The 18,228-nt window shown below is 41.0% G+C and carries 16 protein-coding genes; 9 read left to right on the top strand and 7 right to left on the bottom strand.

Annotated elements, in window-relative coordinates; translation table 11 throughout:
- Positions 1 to 29 precede the first annotated feature (29 nt).
- A complete protein-coding gene (gene dnaE, locus DW862_RS08925; protein ID WP_008025066.1) occupies positions 30 to 3,836 on the bottom strand; it encodes a DNA polymerase III subunit alpha in 3,807 nt (1,268 codons plus the stop codon).
- Positions 3,837 to 3,997: 161 nt separating this feature from the next.
- On the opposite strand from dnaE, the gene DW862_RS08920 reads away from it, so the two are divergent.
- The 3 genes from DW862_RS08920 to DW862_RS08910 all read left to right on the top strand — a co-directional run bounded on the left by DW862_RS08920 (position 3,998) and on the right by DW862_RS08910 (position 5,760).
- Positions 3,998 to 4,684 (top strand): phosphatidylserine decarboxylase family protein, encoded by a 687-nt coding sequence (locus tag DW862_RS08920; protein WP_004316298.1) that lies wholly within the window; start codon positions 3,998 to 4,000, stop codon positions 4,682 to 4,684.
- 10 nt (positions 4,685 to 4,694) lie between these two features.
- Entirely contained in the window at positions 4,695 to 5,402 is a 708-nt protein-coding gene (pssA, locus tag DW862_RS08915; protein WP_004316300.1) for a CDP-diacylglycerol--serine O-phosphatidyltransferase, read from the top strand.
- 67 nt (positions 5,403 to 5,469) lie between these two features.
- Positions 5,470 to 5,760: a DUF4834 family protein gene (locus tag DW862_RS08910; protein WP_120067867.1), complete on the top strand. Its 291-nt coding sequence runs from the start codon at positions 5,470 to 5,472 to the stop codon at positions 5,758 to 5,760.
- Positions 5,761 to 5,774: 14 nt separating this feature from the next.
- On the opposite strand, the gene DW862_RS08905 is transcribed toward DW862_RS08910, so the two are convergent.
- Both DW862_RS08905 and DW862_RS08900 read right to left on the bottom strand, forming a co-directional pair.
- On the bottom strand, positions 5,775 to 6,212 hold the full coding sequence (locus tag DW862_RS08905) for a nucleoside deaminase (RefSeq protein ID WP_008640836.1): 438 nt from the start codon (positions 6,210 to 6,212) through the stop codon (positions 5,775 to 5,777).
- Between the two features lie 26 nt (positions 6,213 to 6,238).
- Complete coding sequence (locus DW862_RS08900) at positions 6,239 to 6,472, bottom strand: hypothetical protein (RefSeq protein ID WP_004299215.1); 234 nt, start codon at positions 6,470 to 6,472, stop codon at positions 6,239 to 6,241.
- Between the two features lie 67 nt (positions 6,473 to 6,539).
- Here DW862_RS08900 and DW862_RS08895 point away from each other — a divergent pair, with 67 nt between their 5' ends.
- The 4 genes from DW862_RS08895 to DW862_RS08880 all read left to right on the top strand — a co-directional run bounded on the left by DW862_RS08895 (position 6,540) and on the right by DW862_RS08880 (position 9,478).
- On the top strand, positions 6,540 to 6,905 hold the full coding sequence (locus tag DW862_RS08895) for a YraN family protein (RefSeq protein ID WP_008025070.1): 366 nt from the start codon (positions 6,540 to 6,542) through the stop codon (positions 6,903 to 6,905).
- A gap of 115 nt (positions 6,906 to 7,020) precedes the next feature.
- A complete protein-coding gene (locus DW862_RS08890) occupies positions 7,021 to 7,377 on the top strand; it encodes an MmcQ/YjbR family DNA-binding protein (protein ID WP_004316305.1) in 357 nt (118 codons plus the stop codon).
- Positions 7,361 to 8,119 (top strand): biotin--[acetyl-CoA-carboxylase] ligase, encoded by a 759-nt coding sequence (locus DW862_RS08885; protein ID WP_120067865.1) that lies wholly within the window; start codon positions 7,361 to 7,363, stop codon positions 8,117 to 8,119. The genes DW862_RS08890 and DW862_RS08885 overlap by 17 nt, the downstream gene beginning before the upstream one ends.
- Before the next feature lie 66 nt (positions 8,120 to 8,185).
- Positions 8,186 to 9,478: a zinc-dependent metalloproteinase lipoprotein gene (locus DW862_RS08880; protein WP_008770697.1), complete on the top strand. Its 1,293-nt coding sequence runs from the start codon at positions 8,186 to 8,188 to the stop codon at positions 9,476 to 9,478.
- A gap of 33 nt (positions 9,479 to 9,511) precedes the next feature.
- Here the strand turns inward: DW862_RS08880 and DW862_RS08875 are convergent, their stop codons facing one another.
- Positions 9,512 to 10,195: a lipopolysaccharide assembly protein LapB gene (locus DW862_RS08875; protein ID WP_008770696.1), complete on the bottom strand. Its 684-nt coding sequence runs from the start codon at positions 10,193 to 10,195 to the stop codon at positions 9,512 to 9,514.
- A 112-nt stretch (positions 10,196 to 10,307) separates the two neighbouring features.
- On the opposite strand from DW862_RS08875, the gene DW862_RS08870 reads away from it, so the two are divergent.
- Complete coding sequence (locus DW862_RS08870; RefSeq protein ID WP_049703588.1) at positions 10,308 to 11,636, top strand: MATE family efflux transporter; 1,329 nt, start codon at positions 10,308 to 10,310, stop codon at positions 11,634 to 11,636.
- A gap of 54 nt (positions 11,637 to 11,690) precedes the next feature.
- Positions 11,691 to 12,401: a UMP kinase gene (gene pyrH, locus DW862_RS08865; RefSeq protein ID WP_004299207.1), complete on the top strand. Its 711-nt coding sequence runs from the start codon at positions 11,691 to 11,693 to the stop codon at positions 12,399 to 12,401.
- Positions 12,402 to 12,573: 172 nt separating this feature from the next.
- Here pyrH and DW862_RS08860 read toward each other — a convergent pair whose 3' ends face one another.
- The 3 genes from DW862_RS08860 to DW862_RS08850 are packed head-to-tail and all read right to left on the bottom strand — an operon-like array spanning position 12,574 to position 18,217.
- The gene (locus DW862_RS08860; protein ID WP_008025077.1) at positions 12,574 to 14,127 is read right to left on the bottom strand and encodes a hypothetical protein; all 1,554 of its coding nucleotides are present in this window, start codon (positions 14,125 to 14,127) and stop codon (positions 12,574 to 12,576) included.
- A gap of 10 nt (positions 14,128 to 14,137) precedes the next feature.
- Positions 14,138 to 15,550: a hypothetical protein gene (locus DW862_RS08855; protein WP_008025080.1), complete on the bottom strand. Its 1,413-nt coding sequence runs from the start codon at positions 15,548 to 15,550 to the stop codon at positions 14,138 to 14,140.
- Between the two features lie 3 nt (positions 15,551 to 15,553).
- The gene (locus DW862_RS08850; protein ID WP_120067916.1) at positions 15,554 to 18,217 is read right to left on the bottom strand and encodes a glycoside hydrolase family 2 TIM barrel-domain containing protein; all 2,664 of its coding nucleotides are present in this window, start codon (positions 18,215 to 18,217) and stop codon (positions 15,554 to 15,556) included.
- Positions 18,218 to 18,228: the final 11 nt, after the last annotated feature.

Below are 18,228 nucleotides of genomic sequence, written 5' to 3'. Positions count from 1 at the left end.
TCGTTAGCTTATTCTCGCCACAAATATAATCAATTTATATGAAATCCCAGTTCCGGACGTTCCTTTAAATATGTTATTAAATCCCGACCCACCGAAAGCTTAATCGGACGGGAAATCAAATCAATTGACATGTGGCTTACATCGGCATCATCCGTCACTTTAAAATACAGTTCCGTATTTCCCGGATGTTCTTTGGTCAGAGTGGCAAGCTCAGTAACCAAAGCCGAGTTCAAGACTGACAGAGGAATGATAATCGTGATCTTCTGTACCAGTTCTTCTTTCACGTCGGGAAGAAGTTCCATAGAAGTGATTTTCACCTCCAATTCATCCTGTCGCCATTGTTTCGCTTGACAACGGGCTTTAATATATAGGAACGTTCCTTCGTTGAGATATCCCTGATAAGTCACCCAGTCATTTCCCCAGAATGGGATTTCGGTAGAACCGGAATAATCTTCAATCTTAGCAATACCATACGGATTTCCATTCTTGCTGACTCCACGACGAACACTAGTCACAATCCCTCCCATCGTTATTTCACGACCAACAAGTGCAGCTTTATCTTCCAAATCCGCCATCCGTGTATTGCAGACATGTTCCAATACGATAGAAAATTCATCCAACGGATGAGCAGAAAGATAGATACCTACCAAATCACGCTCACGATTCAGACGATCGAGATCACTCCAACGTTCTACACCTTGAGGTATTTCAGGAGTTGCAACATCAATAACGTTTTCACCACCGAACAAAGAGTTGAAAGCAGCTGCCTTATCTGCCTGATAGCGGTTACCATAGCGCATCAATGTTTCCAGAAATACTTCACCCTTAGAATTTACAGCAAAGTATTGCTCCCGCTTCAGTTCCGGGAAACTATCAAACCCTCCGGCTAATGCCAGACACTCCATATTCTTCTTGTTGCAGGCATTCAGGTTGACACGTTGCACAAAGTCGAATATACCGAGGAAAGGACCATTCTTACTACGTTCCTCCATAATACTATGGACAGCAGCTTCACCCACCCCTTTGACAGCCCCTAGTCCAAAACGGATATTACCATCATGGTTTACTGTAAACTTCAGGTTACTTTCGTTTACATCCGGCCCCAGCGTCTGAATACCCATTGCCTTACATTCGTCCATCAGTTTCGTAATATCGGTAATGTTCGACAAGCTTCGGCTCATCACAGCAGCCATATATTCAGGAGGATAATTAGCTTTTAGATAGGCTGTTTGGTAAGCTACCCACGAATAACAAGTAGCATGTGATTTATTGAAAGCGTATGACGCAAACTTTTCCCAGTCGGTCCAGATTTTTTCAAGAACTTTCGGGTCATGCCCGTTCTTTCGTCCACCTTCAATAAATTTAGGTTTCATGTGGTCCAGCTTGTCACGCAGCTTCTTACCCATCGCTTTACGGAGTGCATCAGACTCACCGCGGGTAAAGTCCGCCAATAAGCGCGACAGAAGCATCACCTGTTCCTGATAAACCGTAATACCATACGTATCCTTCAAGTATTTCTCCATTACCGGAATATCATACTCAATCGGCTTACGCCCATGTTTACGGTCGATAAAATCAGGTATATAATCCATCGGCCCCGGACGATAAAGAGCATTCATGGCAATCAAATCTTCGAATGTAGAAGGCTGCAATTCGCGCAGGTACTTCTGCATGCCGGCAGATTCAAACTGGAATGTACCAATCGTCCGTCCGTCACTATATAATTTATAAGTAGCCGGATCGCAGATGTCTATCGCATCGACATCTACTTCAACATTACGGCTTAAACGGATATTTTCAACGGCCTCTTTGATAATAGACAAAGTTTTCAGACCAAGGAAGTCCATCTTAATCAATCCGGTATCTTCAATCACCGAACCTTCATACTGGGTAACAAGCATTTTTTCGCCCGTTTCCTTATCATCAGCAGTGCTGACAGGTACCCAGTCGGTGATATCGTCACGACAGATAATCGTACCACAAGCATGTACACCTGTACCACGTACGTTACCTTCGAGCATCTTAGCGTACTTGATCGTATCCCGTACCAACGGATCGGATGATGCTTCCGCAGCTTGTAGTTCGGGAACATATTCAATCGCATTCCGCAAGTTCAGTTTCTTATCAGGAATCTTATCCGGCACTAATTTAGCCAATCGGTCAGACTCCGATAAAGGCAGCTTTTGCACACGGGCAACATCCTTGATAGCTAACTTGGTAGCCATTGTACCATAAGTGATGATATGAGCTACTTTTTCCTGACCATATTTATTCGTTACCCAACGAAGTACCTCTCCACGACCGTCATCATCAAAGTCCACATCGATATCGGGCAAGGAGATACGGTCCGGATTCAAGAAACGCTCAAACAGCAAATCGTACTGGATAGGGTCGATTTTCGTAATTCCCAGACAATAGGCCACCGCCGAACCGGCAGCTGAACCACGTCCCGGACCGACCGACACACCCAATTCCTTACGTGCCGCATTGATAAAGTCCTGTACAATCAAGAAGTATCCTGGGAAACCCATCGTTTTCATGATATACAGTTCAAAGTTCATTCGCTCTTTGACTTCTTCCGACAGAGGTTCACCATAAATTCTCTTAGCTCCGTCAAAAGCTAGTTTCGCCAAGTAATCTCCTTCAAGTTTAATACGATAGAGTTTATCATAGCCACCCAAGCGTTTGATTTTTGCTTTCGCATCCTCTTCACTCAATACCACATTACCGTGCTCATCTTGAGTAAACTCATCAAACAGGTCTTTTTCCGTAAACTTCGCCCGATAGCCTTCTTCCGTCCCAAAATCTTCGGGAATAGCAAAAGTAGGCATGATAGGTGCATGGTCGATGGAGTAATATTCTACCTTGTCAAGAATCTCCAGCGTATTGCTCAACGCTTCGGGAACGTCGGCAAAGAGTTCGTTCATCTCTTCGCGTGTTTTCATCCATTCCTGTTTGGTATAAAGCATACGGCTAGGATCATCCAAATCCTTACCGGTACTCAAACAGATCAAACGGTCGTGCGCTTCCGCATTCTCTTCATCTACAAAGTGAACATCATTCGTACAAATTAGTTTGACATTGAACTTCTTAGCATATTCAATCAGATATTTGTTCACATTTACCTGCAACGGATAACATTCGTGATTAGCACGGGGAACAGTCGCTTTATGACGCTGCATCTCCAGATAATAATCATCCCCAAACAGGTTCTTATACCATTGTATGGCTTCTTCGGCTTCTGCAAATTGCCCGGCAGTAATCCGCTTCGGCACTTCACCACCGAGACAGGCCGAACAAACAATAAGTCCTTCGTGATATTTTTCCAGTTCGCTACGATCAGTACGCGGGCGCATATAATATCCGCGTGTCCATGCGTGCGATACTAATTTAATAAGATTATGATAACCTTTTTCATTCTTAGCCAATACAATCAAGTGATAACCACTTTGGTCGGGCTTACCCTCTTTTAAGTCCATAGTGCGGCGCGCAACATACATTTCACAACCGATGACAGGTTTGAAAAGCTTGTTTTCCGCTTCCACTATCTTAGCTTTGCAGGCAGCAATCTCCGCTTCTTTATCTGCGCACTCTATTGTGCCGGCCTCAATTCCTGCAATTCGCTTCTTCAGGTCTTTGACTTCACCTTTCGGACCGCTGTTCTTTTTATTAACGTAGTTCGTAAATTCCTTAATACCGAACATATTTCCATGATCGGTCACGGCAATACCCTTCATCCCATTTTGCATGGCTTTATCGACCAGACGAGCTACACTAGCCTGACCATCCAACAGAGAATATTGAGTATGGACATGTAAATGAACGAAATCCTGCATAATGATAAGTAGTTAATTTGAAGGCATAAAATTACTACCTCTTGGGTTATAAACAAAAATAATCCTCAAAAAGTTATCAACATTCGCATTTCTATGCTCATTTACTTGCTGATTTTTTAAATTAAGTATATTTTTGCAGACAATATCATTAAACAGCATTCATGGGCCGACTAAAGAAATTGAAGAAAATACGTATTCACCGCGAAGGAACACATATATTATGGGCAAGCTTTTTGCTATTGCTATTGATTAATGCGGCTCTTTATTGGGGAATCGATTGCAAAATACCTTTTTATGTGGTAGCAGTAGCGAGTATAGCAGTCTATCTGCTGATGGTGAATTTCTTTCGATGTCCGATCCGTCTCTTCGGGCAGGACACTGAAAAAATTGTCGTAGCACCCGCCGATGGAAAAATCGTCGTCATCGAAGAAGTGGATGAAAACGAATATTTCCATGACCGCCGCTTAATGGTATCTATTTTCATGAGCATCGTGAATGTACATGCCAACTGGTATCCGGTAGATGGTACTATTAAAAAGGTAGCGCATCATAATGGCAATTTTATGAAAGCATGGCTGCCGAAAGCCAGCACAGAAAACGAACGTTCTACGGTAGTGATCGAAACTCCGGAAGGAGTGGAAATACTCACCCGGCAAATCGCCGGAGCAGTGGCACGCCGTATTGTCACCTACGCTGAAGTAGGAGAAGAATGTTATATTGACGAACACATGGGATTTATCAAATTCGGTTCCCGCGTGGATGTGTATTTACCCATTGGCACGGAGATTTGTGTCAAAATGGGACAATTAACGACCGGTAACCAAACGGTTATCGCCAAACTTAAATAATTCTGTCACAATGACAAACGTTATTAAAAATAGTATTCCGAATACCGTAACCTGCCTGAACCTTTTCTCCGGTTGTATTGCTTGCGTCATGGCTTTTGAAGCAAAATATGAACTGGCTCTACTTTTCATCGCTTTAAGTTCTATTTTTGATTTCTTTGACGGATTGTTGGCTCGTGCACTCAATGCACATTCCATTATCGGAAAAGACCTGGATTCATTGGCAGATGATGTCAGCTTCGGAGTTGCTCCCTCACTGATCGTATTCTCCTTGTTCAAAGAAATGTACTATCCGGCAAATATGGAGTTCATCGCTCCTTATCTACCCTATTTGGCATTCTTGATTTCTGTTTTTTCGGCCTTGCGTCTGGCTAAATTCAACAATGACACACGGCAGACCAGCTCTTTTGTCGGACTCCCAGTACCAGCCAATGCTCTGTTTTGGGGGTCATTAGTGGCAGGGGCACATGACTTCCTGATATCAGACAACTGCCATCCTGTCTACCTTCTTATACTTGTCTGTCTGTTTTCCGGACTATTGGTATCAGAAATACCGATGTTTTCTTTGAAATTTAAAAACCTGTCATGGAATGACAACAAAATCAGTTTTATATTCCTGATTATCTGCATTCCTCTTCTTCTATTTCTTGGAATTAGCAGTTTTGCCGCCATTATTGTATGGTATATTTTACTTTCACTTTTTACAAGAAAAAGTAAATAAACAATCTCTTGGCACGTTTGTTGTACTATGAGTTTTATCAAAGTAACAACATAAAAATCATAGTCCGATGCATATACTTTTATTCATACTCATTTTTATCATTGCCATTTTCGTATTTGGCCTTTCTATTGTCGGCTTCATACTAAGAACGATTTTCGGATTAGGACGTAGTTCTTCTTCATCCCGCCCGAAACAAACGGAATCAGGACGTACAAGCCAACAAAGCTATAGCCAAACGAATCGCCGTTCAAATGATGATGAAGAAGAAATATATTCCGAGAATGTTCCGGAGAAAAGACATAAAAAAATATTCACCCAGGATGATGGCGAATATGTAGATTTTGAGGAAATCAAATAGCCATTACACTGCTTTCATTTCCGTTTCGCTGCAAAAAACTCTTTCATTAGTGCAGCGCATTCGTCAGCCATTATCCCTTTTACAACCACTGTTTTAGGATGTAGAGCCGAACCGGCATATTTCTGATAGCCGCGTTTTTCATCTTCGGCACCAAACACAAGCTTGCCTGTTTGTGCCCAAGCAATAGCCCCTGCGCACATCACGCAAGGCTCAACGGTGACATACAGGGTACATTCGTTCAAATACTTACCACCAAGCACGTTGGCAGCAGCTGTAATAGCCTGCATCTCGGCATGAGCCGTTACATCATTCAATGTTTCTGTGAGATTATGGGCACGCGCAATAATCCGCTCTTTACAAACCACGACAGCTCCAACGGGAACTTCTCCCCGCTCGGCAGCCTTACCTGCCTCTATCAAAGCTTGTTTCATGAAGTAAATATCGTCCAGCATTCCCCTCTTTAATTTTTAATTTTCAACTATCGCCTCATATCATGTTCACCAAAAAGGGTGGGATAATCTTCTTCCATATTCTTATGGATAAACATGAGAATTGTTTCACGAAGCCAACGTGACTTGTTCGTTATCTTATATTTCTCAAGATAACGATCTACAATCAGCTGTTCTTCGTCGCTCAATAAAATGCTCATCCGTCGTTCCCTTTTGGTACACTCGACATGCATTTTCAGGCACTTCTTACTCCTTTTTCTCATATCTTCTGCAAAATTACTTTTACTTCTGTAAAAACAAAGAATAAAAGCAGTAAATTTGCAAAAAAAGATGGCTGAACATAATGATTTAGGAAAATCCGGAGAAAATGCCGCCGTAGCTTATCTTGAGCAGAAAGGTTATCTTATTCGTGACCGGAATTGGAGAAGAGGACATTTCGAACTGGACATTGTAGCTGCAAAAGACAATGAACTGATTGTAGTAGAAGTGAAGACGCGCAGTGACACTCTGTTTGCGGCCCCGGAAGATGCTGTAGATTTACCCAAAATAAAACGTACAGTACGTGCAGCAGATGCCTATATCAGATTGTTTCAAATTGACACTCCTGTACGCTTCGATATCATCACTGTAGTAGGCAACGACGGGAATTTCAAAGTTGAACACATAGAGGAAGCGTTTTATCCTCCTTTATATTAAAGAATGCTGTGGCTTTACATATTCATCATTATAAAAGCCGTGAAATTCGTGCAATCTGCGCTTAAATTTATGATATAAACTAATTATGAAAACATACTATAATTATTAATTTATTATGAATGTAGAAACTGTCAGAGAATACTGCTTGAACAAAAAAGGAGTCACCGAATCTTTTCCTTTCGATGATGTATCACTGGTTGTAAAGGTAATGAACAAGATGTTTGCTCTCATTGACCTGGAAGAAGCTAATCACATCGCACTAAAATGTGATCCGGAAAAAGCAATCGAATTGCGTGAACATTATTCGGGAATTGAAGGGGCTTATCATTTTAATAAAAAGTACTGGAATAGTGTCCGCTTTGACAGTGACGTAGACGATAAATTGATGAAAGAGCTTATTGACCACTCTTATGATGAGGTAATCAAGAAATTTACTAAAAAGTTACGCGCAGAATATGATGCCCTCCCCTGATACATTCCCGGTTCCATTGATTCATATCAACGAGACGAACTCTACCAACAATTATCTGCAATCTCTCTGTTCTGAACAGAAAGTGGAGGAACTAACTGTCGTTGTCGCCGATTTTCAAACTTCCGGTCGGGGACAGCGTGGAAATTCGTGGGAATCAGATCCTGGCAAGAATCTTCTTTTCAGCACCGTTATCTTCCCCGGGTTTTTGGAAGCACGACGTCAGTTTCTTATTTCACAGATTATATCTTTAGCTATTAAAGAAGAATTGGATACCTATACCACCGACATTTCTATCAAATGGCCGAATGATATTTATTGGAAAGAAAAGAAAATATGTGGGATGTTGATAGAAAACGATCTGATGGGGCGGAACATCAATCAAAGTATTGCAGGCATCGGAATTAATATTAATCAGGAAACATTTCACAGTTCTGCTCCTAACCCCGTTTCACTGCTACAAATCACAGAAGAAGAGCATGATCTATTTGAAATACTGAAAAATATCATGCTGCGTATCCAATCTTATTATAGCTTGCTCAAAAAAGGCGATACGACATCAATAGCCTGTCAATATGAAAAATCTCTTTTCAGAAGGGAAGGGATGCATCGATATAAAGATGCCAATGGAGAATTTCTTGCACGAATCGTTTGTGTAGAACCTGAAGGAAAGTTGATATTAGAAGATGAGAAGCTGATTAAAAGAGGGTATATGTTTAAGGAAGTAGAATATTTACTGAAATAAGCTATTCTATTCCAGATCAAAACATTATCTTTGAAACGTGCGTTTTTATATAAAACTCTTTCATTTATGAAAACAAAATTAATTTTCCTCCTTCCATTGTTATGGATATTAATAGGATGCGATGATTCAGATTCTGCAACATTGCATATATCAGAATCGAAGTTTGATAACATCAGCGCAAGCGGTGAATCATTAACGATAGATATTACTTGTAGTTCCTCATGGACTGTTACAAGTAATAAACAATGGTGCATTCCCAATACACAAAAAGGAGAAAACGATGGAAAGTTAATCTTATCTATTAATGCAAATCTGGAATCCAAATCCAGAACAGCAACTGTCACTATCATAAGTCATAAGGTTAGCAAAACTGTTCAAATCATTCAAAATGGCTCTACCAATACGGCTGAAGAATACCATTATGAACTCCCTGTAATCTTTCATGTATTGTATAAAGAAGATGAGAATTCTCTACAAAAAGTAAATTCAAGCCGTTTATCCCATATACTAGACAAAGTGAACAGTCTGTATAAAAGCAAGAATAACAGTGTAGACATGAATCTTACTTTTACATTGGCAACAACAGATAAAAATGGAGAAACATTACCCAATCCTGGCGTAGAATATATCCAATGGCCAGAGTCATACCCTATCGATTGTGAAGCTTTTATGAAGGATAATTCGGGAAAATATGTAAAATACTTATGGGATCCAAACTCATATATCAACATTATGGTTTATAATTTTACAACTGAACCGAATTCAAATTCAGTAACATTAGGTATCTCTCATATTCCTTTTTCTACTACAGGCAAGCATTATTTAGAAGGGCTTGGTGAAACAGACTACTCTCATCTAACATTAGCAAATTTACAATTCCCACTATCTGTCTCCATTAATAGCCTATATATTAATGAAGAGTCTACTCCAACAGAATATAGTACAGCAGACATTGCTGTCACGCTAGCTCATGAATTAGGACATTACCTGGGACTACATCATGTCTTTGCCGAAACCGATAATGGCACGTGTGAAGATACGGATTATTGCAAAGATACCAAAAGCTATAATAAACAAGAGTATGATAGCAAATGTGATTACATATATGAGAATGAGAGAGAAAAATACACATTTAAAAATTTGGTAAAACGAACAGGATGTGATGGTATAGAGTTTATCTCTTATAATATCATGGATTATGCTATTAGTTATTCAAACCAATTCACTCAAAATCAACGTGAACGTATCAGACATGTCTTATCCTATAGTCCTCTGATACCCGGACCGAAGAAAGGAGACATTGATACCCGAGCGCTTAATGAAGGGCCTTTGGATTTACCAATACGAACTATAAAATAACAAATTGAATATAATTGAAAAGAGGTGAACCGCTTAGCGATTCACCTCTTTTTCTATCCTCAATATCTTATCCAATGTCTTTTGAGCTTCTGTTGATGGAAAACGCAGAATCACTTTCTGCAAAGAGTTACGCGCTTTCTCATACCGGGTAGTGAACAACTTCGATAATCCATCCCGGTAGCGGGCATACTGCATTTTAGTGGGAGAAGAAAGTTTTTTATAATCCATCTCCAACTTTTTCTTCTCCTGTTCTGCTGTCAAATAATAATAGTTTCCTAAAAAGATATTAGCCGCCAGATTATCCGCCTCAAGTTGCAATATTTTTTCGTACATACGCAAAGCATCTTTCTCCTGCCCACGACATACCTGCATTTCTGCGCAAGCTTCCAAACAATCTACATTATTAGGAGTCTTTTGCAGTAATTCCTTGTAAAATAAATAGGCTTTATCGTAATTCCGATTCTTTTTATAGGCAAGCGCTAATTCTGTAGCCAGTTTGGAGCTAATTTCACTGTTCTTGTCTACATTCGTCCAATAATACATTTCCGTACGGTCTATATTCAGAGCGATAGTCTGCCGGAAATAGCTCACAGCCTGCCCATTCTGCCCTGCCTCAATGGCAGCAGACACTTTTTGTAACATCTCATCAACCGACTGCGCATTCAGCACCAGCGGCAATGAAAATAAAGAGATAAGAAAAATAGTTAAGGTCCTCATAATCCATCTGATTGCTATTTAGTTCGTGACACACAAAGATACAATAAAAAAATAAAAAATGTACCTTTGTTCGCGAAAAGAACAATCAAATTGATAAAAGTGTTTTTATACAATGACAGATAAAAAAAAATCCTCCGTAAACAGACGAATATTACAGATAGCCATCCCATCGATTATATCGAATATTACCGTTCCGCTACTGGGACTTATCGATGTCACGATCGTAGGACATCTCGGTTCTCCGGCGTACATTGGAGCCATTGCAGTAGGGGGAATGTTATTCAACATTATCTACTGGATTTTTGGATTCCTACGCATGGGAACAAGCGGAATGACTTCACAAGCGTACGGTCAACATGATTTAAACGAAATCACCCGGTTACTGCTACGTTCTGTTGGAGTAGGATTATTTATAGCACTTTGCCTGTTGATACTCCAATACCCTATTCTGAAACTGGCATTTACACTGATACAAACCACACCGGAGGTTAAGCAATTGGCAACAACCTATTTTTATATCTGTATCTGGGGAGCCCCAGCCACATTAGGACTTTATGGATTCGCCGGCTGGTTTATCGGGATGCAGAATTCACGTTTTCCCATGTATATCGCTATTACTCAAAATATTGTCAACATTGTAGCCAGTCTATGTTTTGTCTACTTATTGGACATGAAAGTGGCAGGAGTGGCAACAGGGACTTTAATTGCCCAATATGCAGGTTTCTTCATGGCTATTTTGTTATACATGCGTTACTATAGTGTGCTTAAAAAACGAATCGTATGGAAAGAAATCATACAGAAACAAGCCATGTACCGTTTCTTTCAAGTCAACCGGGACATATTCTTCCGTACCCTCTGCCTTGTTATAGTCACTATGTTTTTTACTTCTGCAGGGGCCGCCCAAGGAGAAATCGTATTAGCCGTGAACACCTTGCTCATGCAATTATTTACTTTGTTTTCGTACATTATGGACGGATTTGCTTATGCCGGTGAAGCACTGACCGGCCGTTACATTGGTGCCAAAAACCAAACAGGCTTACGTAACACAGTACATCACCTTTTCTATTGGGGATTCGGTCTTTCACTGGTATTCACAATTCTCTATGCAGCTGGCGGAAAAGAATTCCTGGGATTACTAACCAATGACACTTCAGTAATCAGCGCTTCAGACACTTATTTTTACTGGGCACTCATTATTCCGTTAGCCGGTTTCTCCGCTTTCTTATGGGATGGCATTTTTATCGGTGCCACTGCTACCCGGCAGATGCTTTACTCCATGTTAGTTGCCTCTGCCAGCTTCTTTGGAGTCTATTACGCTTTCCATCCCCTTTTAGGAAATCATGCCCTGTGGCTGGCTTTTCTCGTTTATCTTTCATTGCGGGGAATTGTACAAACCTTTTTGGGAAGACAAATAATGAAAAAAGTAATCGTATCCCGGTGAGGCTATCCGATAAATTATCTCTATATTTGCGGCAAACAATAAAAAGCAAAAGGTATGGCAAAGTATAAAAGAATCTTACTAAAGCTTAGTGGAGAGAGCTTAATGGGCGAAAAGCAATATGGCATTGATGAAAAAAGACTGGCAGAATATGCTGAACAAATCAAAGAAATCCACCAGCAAGGGGTACAGATTGGTATCGTTATCGGAGGAGGCAATATATTTCGCGGACTAAGCGGAGCCAATAAAGGTTTTGATCGTGTGAAAGGAGACCAAATGGGAATGTTGGCTACCGTAATCAACAGTCTCGCTCTAAGTTCTGCTCTTGTGGCTACCGGCGTAAAGGCACGTGTGTTGACAGCAGTCCGGATGGAACCTATCGGTGAATTCTACAGTAAATGGAAAGCTATCGAATGTATGGAGAACGGCGAAGTAGTCATTATGTCCGCTGGAACGGGAAATCCTTTCTTTACTACTGACACCGGTTCTTCACTTAGAGGCATAGAAATCGAAGCAGACGTTATGCTGAAAGGTACTCGTGTAGATGGTATTTACACAGCTGACCCCGAAAAAGATCCTACCGCTACCAAATTCGATGATATTACATACGATGAGGTACTGAAACGTGGTTTGAAAGTCATGGATTTGACAGCGACTTGTATGTGTAAAGAAAACAATCTGCCAATCGTCGTATTTGATATGGACACAGTAGGCAACTTAAAGAAGGTTATCAGTGGAGAAGAGATAGGTACGTTAGTACATAACTAATATTTCACTACCGATATTCATTTGTCTATCAGATGATACTCTACTCTGATAAAACATTGATTATTCATTAAAAAATAAGAAGTGCGAATTTTGCAGTATAGCTTTAACCAAAACTAATCCTGTAAAATTCGCACTTTGTTTTTCCTCTCAAATATTATATAGAAACAAACACCTATTTATCAAAATACTGAATCAAATCATACGCATTAAAATTCAATTCGCGGGCAAAGAAAGATAGATAAGGAAAGAGTTGATAAGAATTATCATAAAGACCTTTATTAGCAGGTTTCGACGAATTGTCCGTACCATCATCATCCTGGTATTTGAACCAATGCCAGCCAACACAATTCTTAGCTTCAAGCAATCCTAATGTAAAATGCTGATAAGCATAAGCTCTCTCGTTTTGTGTAGGAACAGAATATCCGGCTCCCGACTGGTTATTCAGATCAGAGTCCTCCACCCCTTTCGTATAAAACTCACTTACAAGAAACGGTTTGTCCGCCCAATTAGCCCAATCAGCAATCGCTGTTGTCAGTTCAGGACTCCAACGACTATAATAGTTGATAGAAATAACATCACAATATTTTCCGGCAGCTCTCACTACTCCTTCCATATATTTAGGAGTTCCATGTAATCTTGTTCCCAGATAAAGCAACTTATCATCTACTTTCTTCACTGCCTCTTTCACTGCTTTATAATATTTCTCTGCTACAATCCCGGCAAACTCATTATTCAAGTCATCCGTCACACTTTGCATACCTTTAGAATCCATAAAAGCTTTCGCCGCAACATAAGCCGGATCACTTGAGTTACTGATAGCCAGAAAACGATCTAAAATCCGGGAACTGTTTGAAGAGAAGTTTATCTCATTATCCGAAAAGAAACCTAACACATTAGGATCACGCAAATAATCTGCGAAAGCACTACCTGCCAAATATGATTCACACCATTCACTCCATCCATTATAAAACACAAGACCTGCTGCGTTATCATCGCTTCCTCCAGGGTAATTATAAGACTTCGCACTCTTGAACTGACTTAAAAAAGCAAATGAAGGCGCCAAAGTTAACGGACTGCTCGGATTGGAAGCATTATGAGTCTGAATCAGTGAATAAGTTCCTGTACAGAAGGCACCTGTACCGTGAAAGCCGATCTCACTCAATTCACGTTGAGTAGTAGATAACCATTTCTCATCAGTTCCAAACCTGCTATTCCAGGCCGTTTTATTACGACTGGAAGTTCCCTTACGCAAAGAAGTCGCACTACGTTCCAGATGCAGACAACCTTCCGGATCAACCAACCACCAACGTCCGTCTATTTTCTTCGTATAAAATCTTCCCGTAGCCGCCTGTTTCGGAAGCGTAGTCGAACTTCCGTATTTATTAACCGACTCCTGATACGCTTTCAACGTTTTAATAGCCGGCTTATACCCGTCCATATACGCAATAATACGTGTATTCTCTGTTTTCCAACTAGATATAGGCGGATAAGCACTGGAATACTTAACATTGATAGGGCGATACATATTGGCATTTAATGACGGAGTATACATCACAGAAGCTCCGGGAGCAGGCAAATCTTCCGGATATTCCGATTCTACATCTCCCCCTCCCATCACTATGTCAGGAGGCATAAAATTAGGATCTTTATCATCATCATCCGTACAAGACACCATAGGAATAGAACTTATAAACAGAAAAGTTCCCAATATAAATAGTTTTTTCATGGTATGTATTTTATTTATTATTAGTTGATTGTTGATCGAACCAGTCAGCCAAACGATAAGCGTTGATATTCAATTCTTTCATAGCATCAGCCAACGGTTTATAAAGATTGTATTCATTATCTACCAGCCCTTTGTTAGAGTCCAGATTCGAAGGATCTACCCCTTTTGCTGTCGGATCATTATCCTGATAACGGAACCAATGCCATCCGACACAATTCCCACTTTCCAATAATCCCAAAACAAAATGCTGGTAGGCATATCCACGTTCCTGCTGGGTTTGAACGGTGAAACCTGCCCCTGTTGTGTTTGCCAGCCCGGAATCCATTCCTTTCGTATAAAATTCCGTGATGATGAAAGGTTTTTGAGCCCATTCGCCCCAATGCTTCATGGTCTTCTCACTCGGTGTCCATGCACCATAGTAGTTAATAGCAACGACATCACAATACCTGCCTGCCGCTTCCACAATCTGGCGGATAAACTTAGGTTTTCCATGTAGACGACTACCTAAATAAAGGTGATTGGGATCATACTTCCGAATCGCTTCCGACACCACTTTATAGTATCGTTCCGCTACTACCCCCGCAAACTCTTCCCGATGTTCGTCCGTAATTTGCTGCAAGGTAATACCCTGCTGTTTCAACCAGGATTCTGCATACAATCTTCCCGGATCATTGGGATTCTTCAAAGTCAGATACCCCTCCAGATTCTTCGGCCCGAACGGCAGTTCATTATCCGAAAAATAGCCGATGATATTTTTATCCGTTTTATTTGCGACCAGTTTTTGTGCCATCTCATCGCAATAGGTTTCGAACTCCGGGTCAAAAACGAAAATACACTGATTAGGATATCCCGTATTACCAGGTAACTGATAAGTTCCTCCTCGTTTCTTCCCATATCCACTCATCAGGTTCAGAATGATTGAGCGAGTCAGTACCTCCTTGTGAGAGGCATTGTAAGAGGCAATAGCTTCTTCATTACTCCAGGAGCCGGCCCCGGAAAAGCCCAGCGAATGAATCATCCGTGCCGTTCCTTCGATCCATTTTTCCTCCGTACCGAATTTGTCCAGCATTGCTTGTTTATTGCGTTCGGAAGTACCTAAACGTACTCCTACCACCACTTTCTGCAAATGCCGATACCCATCGGGATCAATCATCCACCATCGATCTCCGGTACGTTCTACCCTGAAAAATCCTGTAGCCCGATGCCTGGGAGCATCCAAATCACTTCCATACTTATTCACACGTACTTTACCAGTAGGTTTGAACCCATCCAATTGAGCAATAATACGGGTATCATACTCTTTCCAAGGCAGATTTTTCTGTCCTTTCACCCACGGACGGGCAGTGACCTTAAATGTGCTTCCCTGCGCATAACCAAACTGGGATAACAGCAGTAAAAACAATATAACTATACTATTTTTCATCATCTAATATTCTTTTACGATTCGTATTGCATTTAAAATAGGCACAGACTCCACCGCTCCAAAACGAACGACAAGCCCCTTTCCTTGTGAAACCGGAACAATATATTTCTTAATAACCGCACGTTCGGAACCGTATTCTTCTGCAATATTCAGTTGTTTGGCAACAGATACTCCATTTATATCCACAGAAAATACCCGGTTAATATAGTCCTCCCTCACTACATCATTTCCTAAATTATACACCAAAGCCTCTCTTTTATTTTCAGAAGTAAGTTCTGTCCAATACAAATATACAGCATAAACACCATCCGGTACATCTGCCTTAAAAGCTTCAATGCCTACTCGCTGTGTCTGGAAGACAGGATCCTGATCCGTCCCCAGTATATCTGTATCGCTGGCCGGCAAAGAACCGTAACGAGTTTTGTTCGGAGCCACTTCCCCACCAATATATCCCCATGAACCTTCTGCATAAGCCTGTTCGGGTATCCAGCACATCTCTGCTATCCGGTCCTCAAAATAGCGTCGAGCACCCAGTAGTACATTGATTTCCGTAAAGCCATTCTTCACATTGACACATTTAAAATCACAAACATACTGGTCACGATATTCACGTCCCTCCTTTTCAATCACAGCATCCACCACATTCTTTCCGTTTACAAAAGGAATGTCCACGGAAACCACCTTATCTGCTACCGGATATACTCCCAAACTTTTTCCATTCAAAAAGACCTCCACCTTATCCGCGTTAGTATAAACTTTCAGCGGTTGCGTACAACTCTTTCCATCCCGACTGGCTCCTGCCCTATTCTTCCAAGATTTAGAAGCAATATGCAGAACAGGTGACTCTTTCAGATAAGCCTGATAAAGATAATATCCGTCCTTACGTTCTCTATCCGTACTTACCAACCCTTTATTGTTCACATGAGGCATAGCATTTCTTCTGGCTTCGGAATAAAAATCATTCAAATTCCAGACCATAGCCCCCACGATATAATCCCTCTTTAGAATTTCAGGCAAATAATGTTCATGATAGACAGAACCAAACTCACAACTAAAATCAAACCGCACCGGCGAAAAAGAATGAATACGAGTATCTACATCCGCCCCATATTCGGTAATAAGCAACGGTTTATGAGGAAACTCCTTGTGAAGTTCTTCCAGTTTCTCTTCAAATCCGCCCAAATTACCACCATACCATCCATTATAAAGATTAAATCCCAATAACATCGGCAATTCAGTAATCCCTGCTTCCTGATAGATTTGGGAAGCAGAATGACAAGGCAACATGGTATAGCGTTCCGAGTCCAGACTTCTGATCTGCGCCTCAACAGCCGAAGCTATTTGATGAAGAAACTTCATATATTCCGCCCGTTCTTTCTTGTTGTCAGGATTAAAGGGAGGACGCAAAAGCACTTCATTCATGTAAGCCCAAATGATGACAGACGGATAATTATAGTTCTGACAAACCATTTCCGTAGCCTGTTCCACACAGTTGTCCATAAACGCCCTACTTTGAGTAATGGCATTTACAATCGGAATTTCAACCGAAGTCAACAGCCCCAACTTATCACACATCTGCATCACAACCGGATCTTGCGGATAATGAGCCACTCGCAGGAAATTACTTCCCATATCCTTACTCAACTGTATATCCCGGATATGCATTTCATCCCGCAAGGCATTCCCCATTCCTTTGTAATCCTGATGCCGGCTGGTACCAATCAATTTCCGATATTTCCCGTTCAGGAAAAAACCTTTCTCCGCATCAAAATGATATTCACGAATTCCCAGCGGATTAACAACGCAATCGAGAACTTCTCCCTTTTTATTCTTCAAACGGCTATACACCTTATATAAATAAGGAGAATCAACATCCCACCGTTTGGGTTGCGCAATAGTCATCAACGCTTCAAAGGCTACATTCTTCTCTCCTGCCTTCACATTCACTTTCTTTGCGGAAAATGCCACTCTATTGCCGTCTGTATCCAAAATCTCCGTTTCAAGAATCAATGCCTGATTACTTTTCAAAGCATTGGACAAGAATGTTTTTGCACACACTTCTGCTTGAGCATCTGTTATCCCAACAGTTTTGAGATATACTCCACTGGAAGCATAATGAGTGGTAGACAGTTGCACGGGCGAAGTATACACCAGATAAACATCCCGATAAAGTCCGCCGAAGAAAGTGAAATCCGCCGAAAGAGGAGCAATATCCGGATTATAAGAGTTGTCAACACTCACTGCCACCAGATTGCGTCCGGTATGAACATAGTCAGTCACATCAAACGTAAAAGCAGAATAACCACCTTTATGATTCCCTACCAACTTTCCATTCACAAATACATTTGTCTCCTGATTGGCTCCTTCAAAACAAAGATAAACTCTTTGACCTGCAATCAGTTCCTCCACTGTCACGGCTTTCCTGTACCAGCCTTTTCCCCGGAAATAACCGGGGATTTCATCTTCTGCATCTTTTGCATTCCAAGTATGAGGAATGGAAACGTCAGTCCAACCGGACACATCAAAGTCAGCAGTGGACGCGTCTCCCTCAAAGAGGGAGAACTTCCAACCATCGTTGATCGTTTGCGTCACACGCTGACCGCAGACCGTGCCGGCAACAATCAATAACAAGCAGGCTAAGATTATTTTTCTATATACCTTATACATACCTAATACCA

It is taken from the genome of Bacteroides sp. AM37-9 (assembly GCF_003603455.1).
GTDB lineage: Bacteria > Bacteroidota > Bacteroidia > Bacteroidales > Bacteroidaceae > Bacteroides > Bacteroides xylanisolvens.
This window is presented reverse-complemented; position numbering and strand designations above follow the sequence as displayed.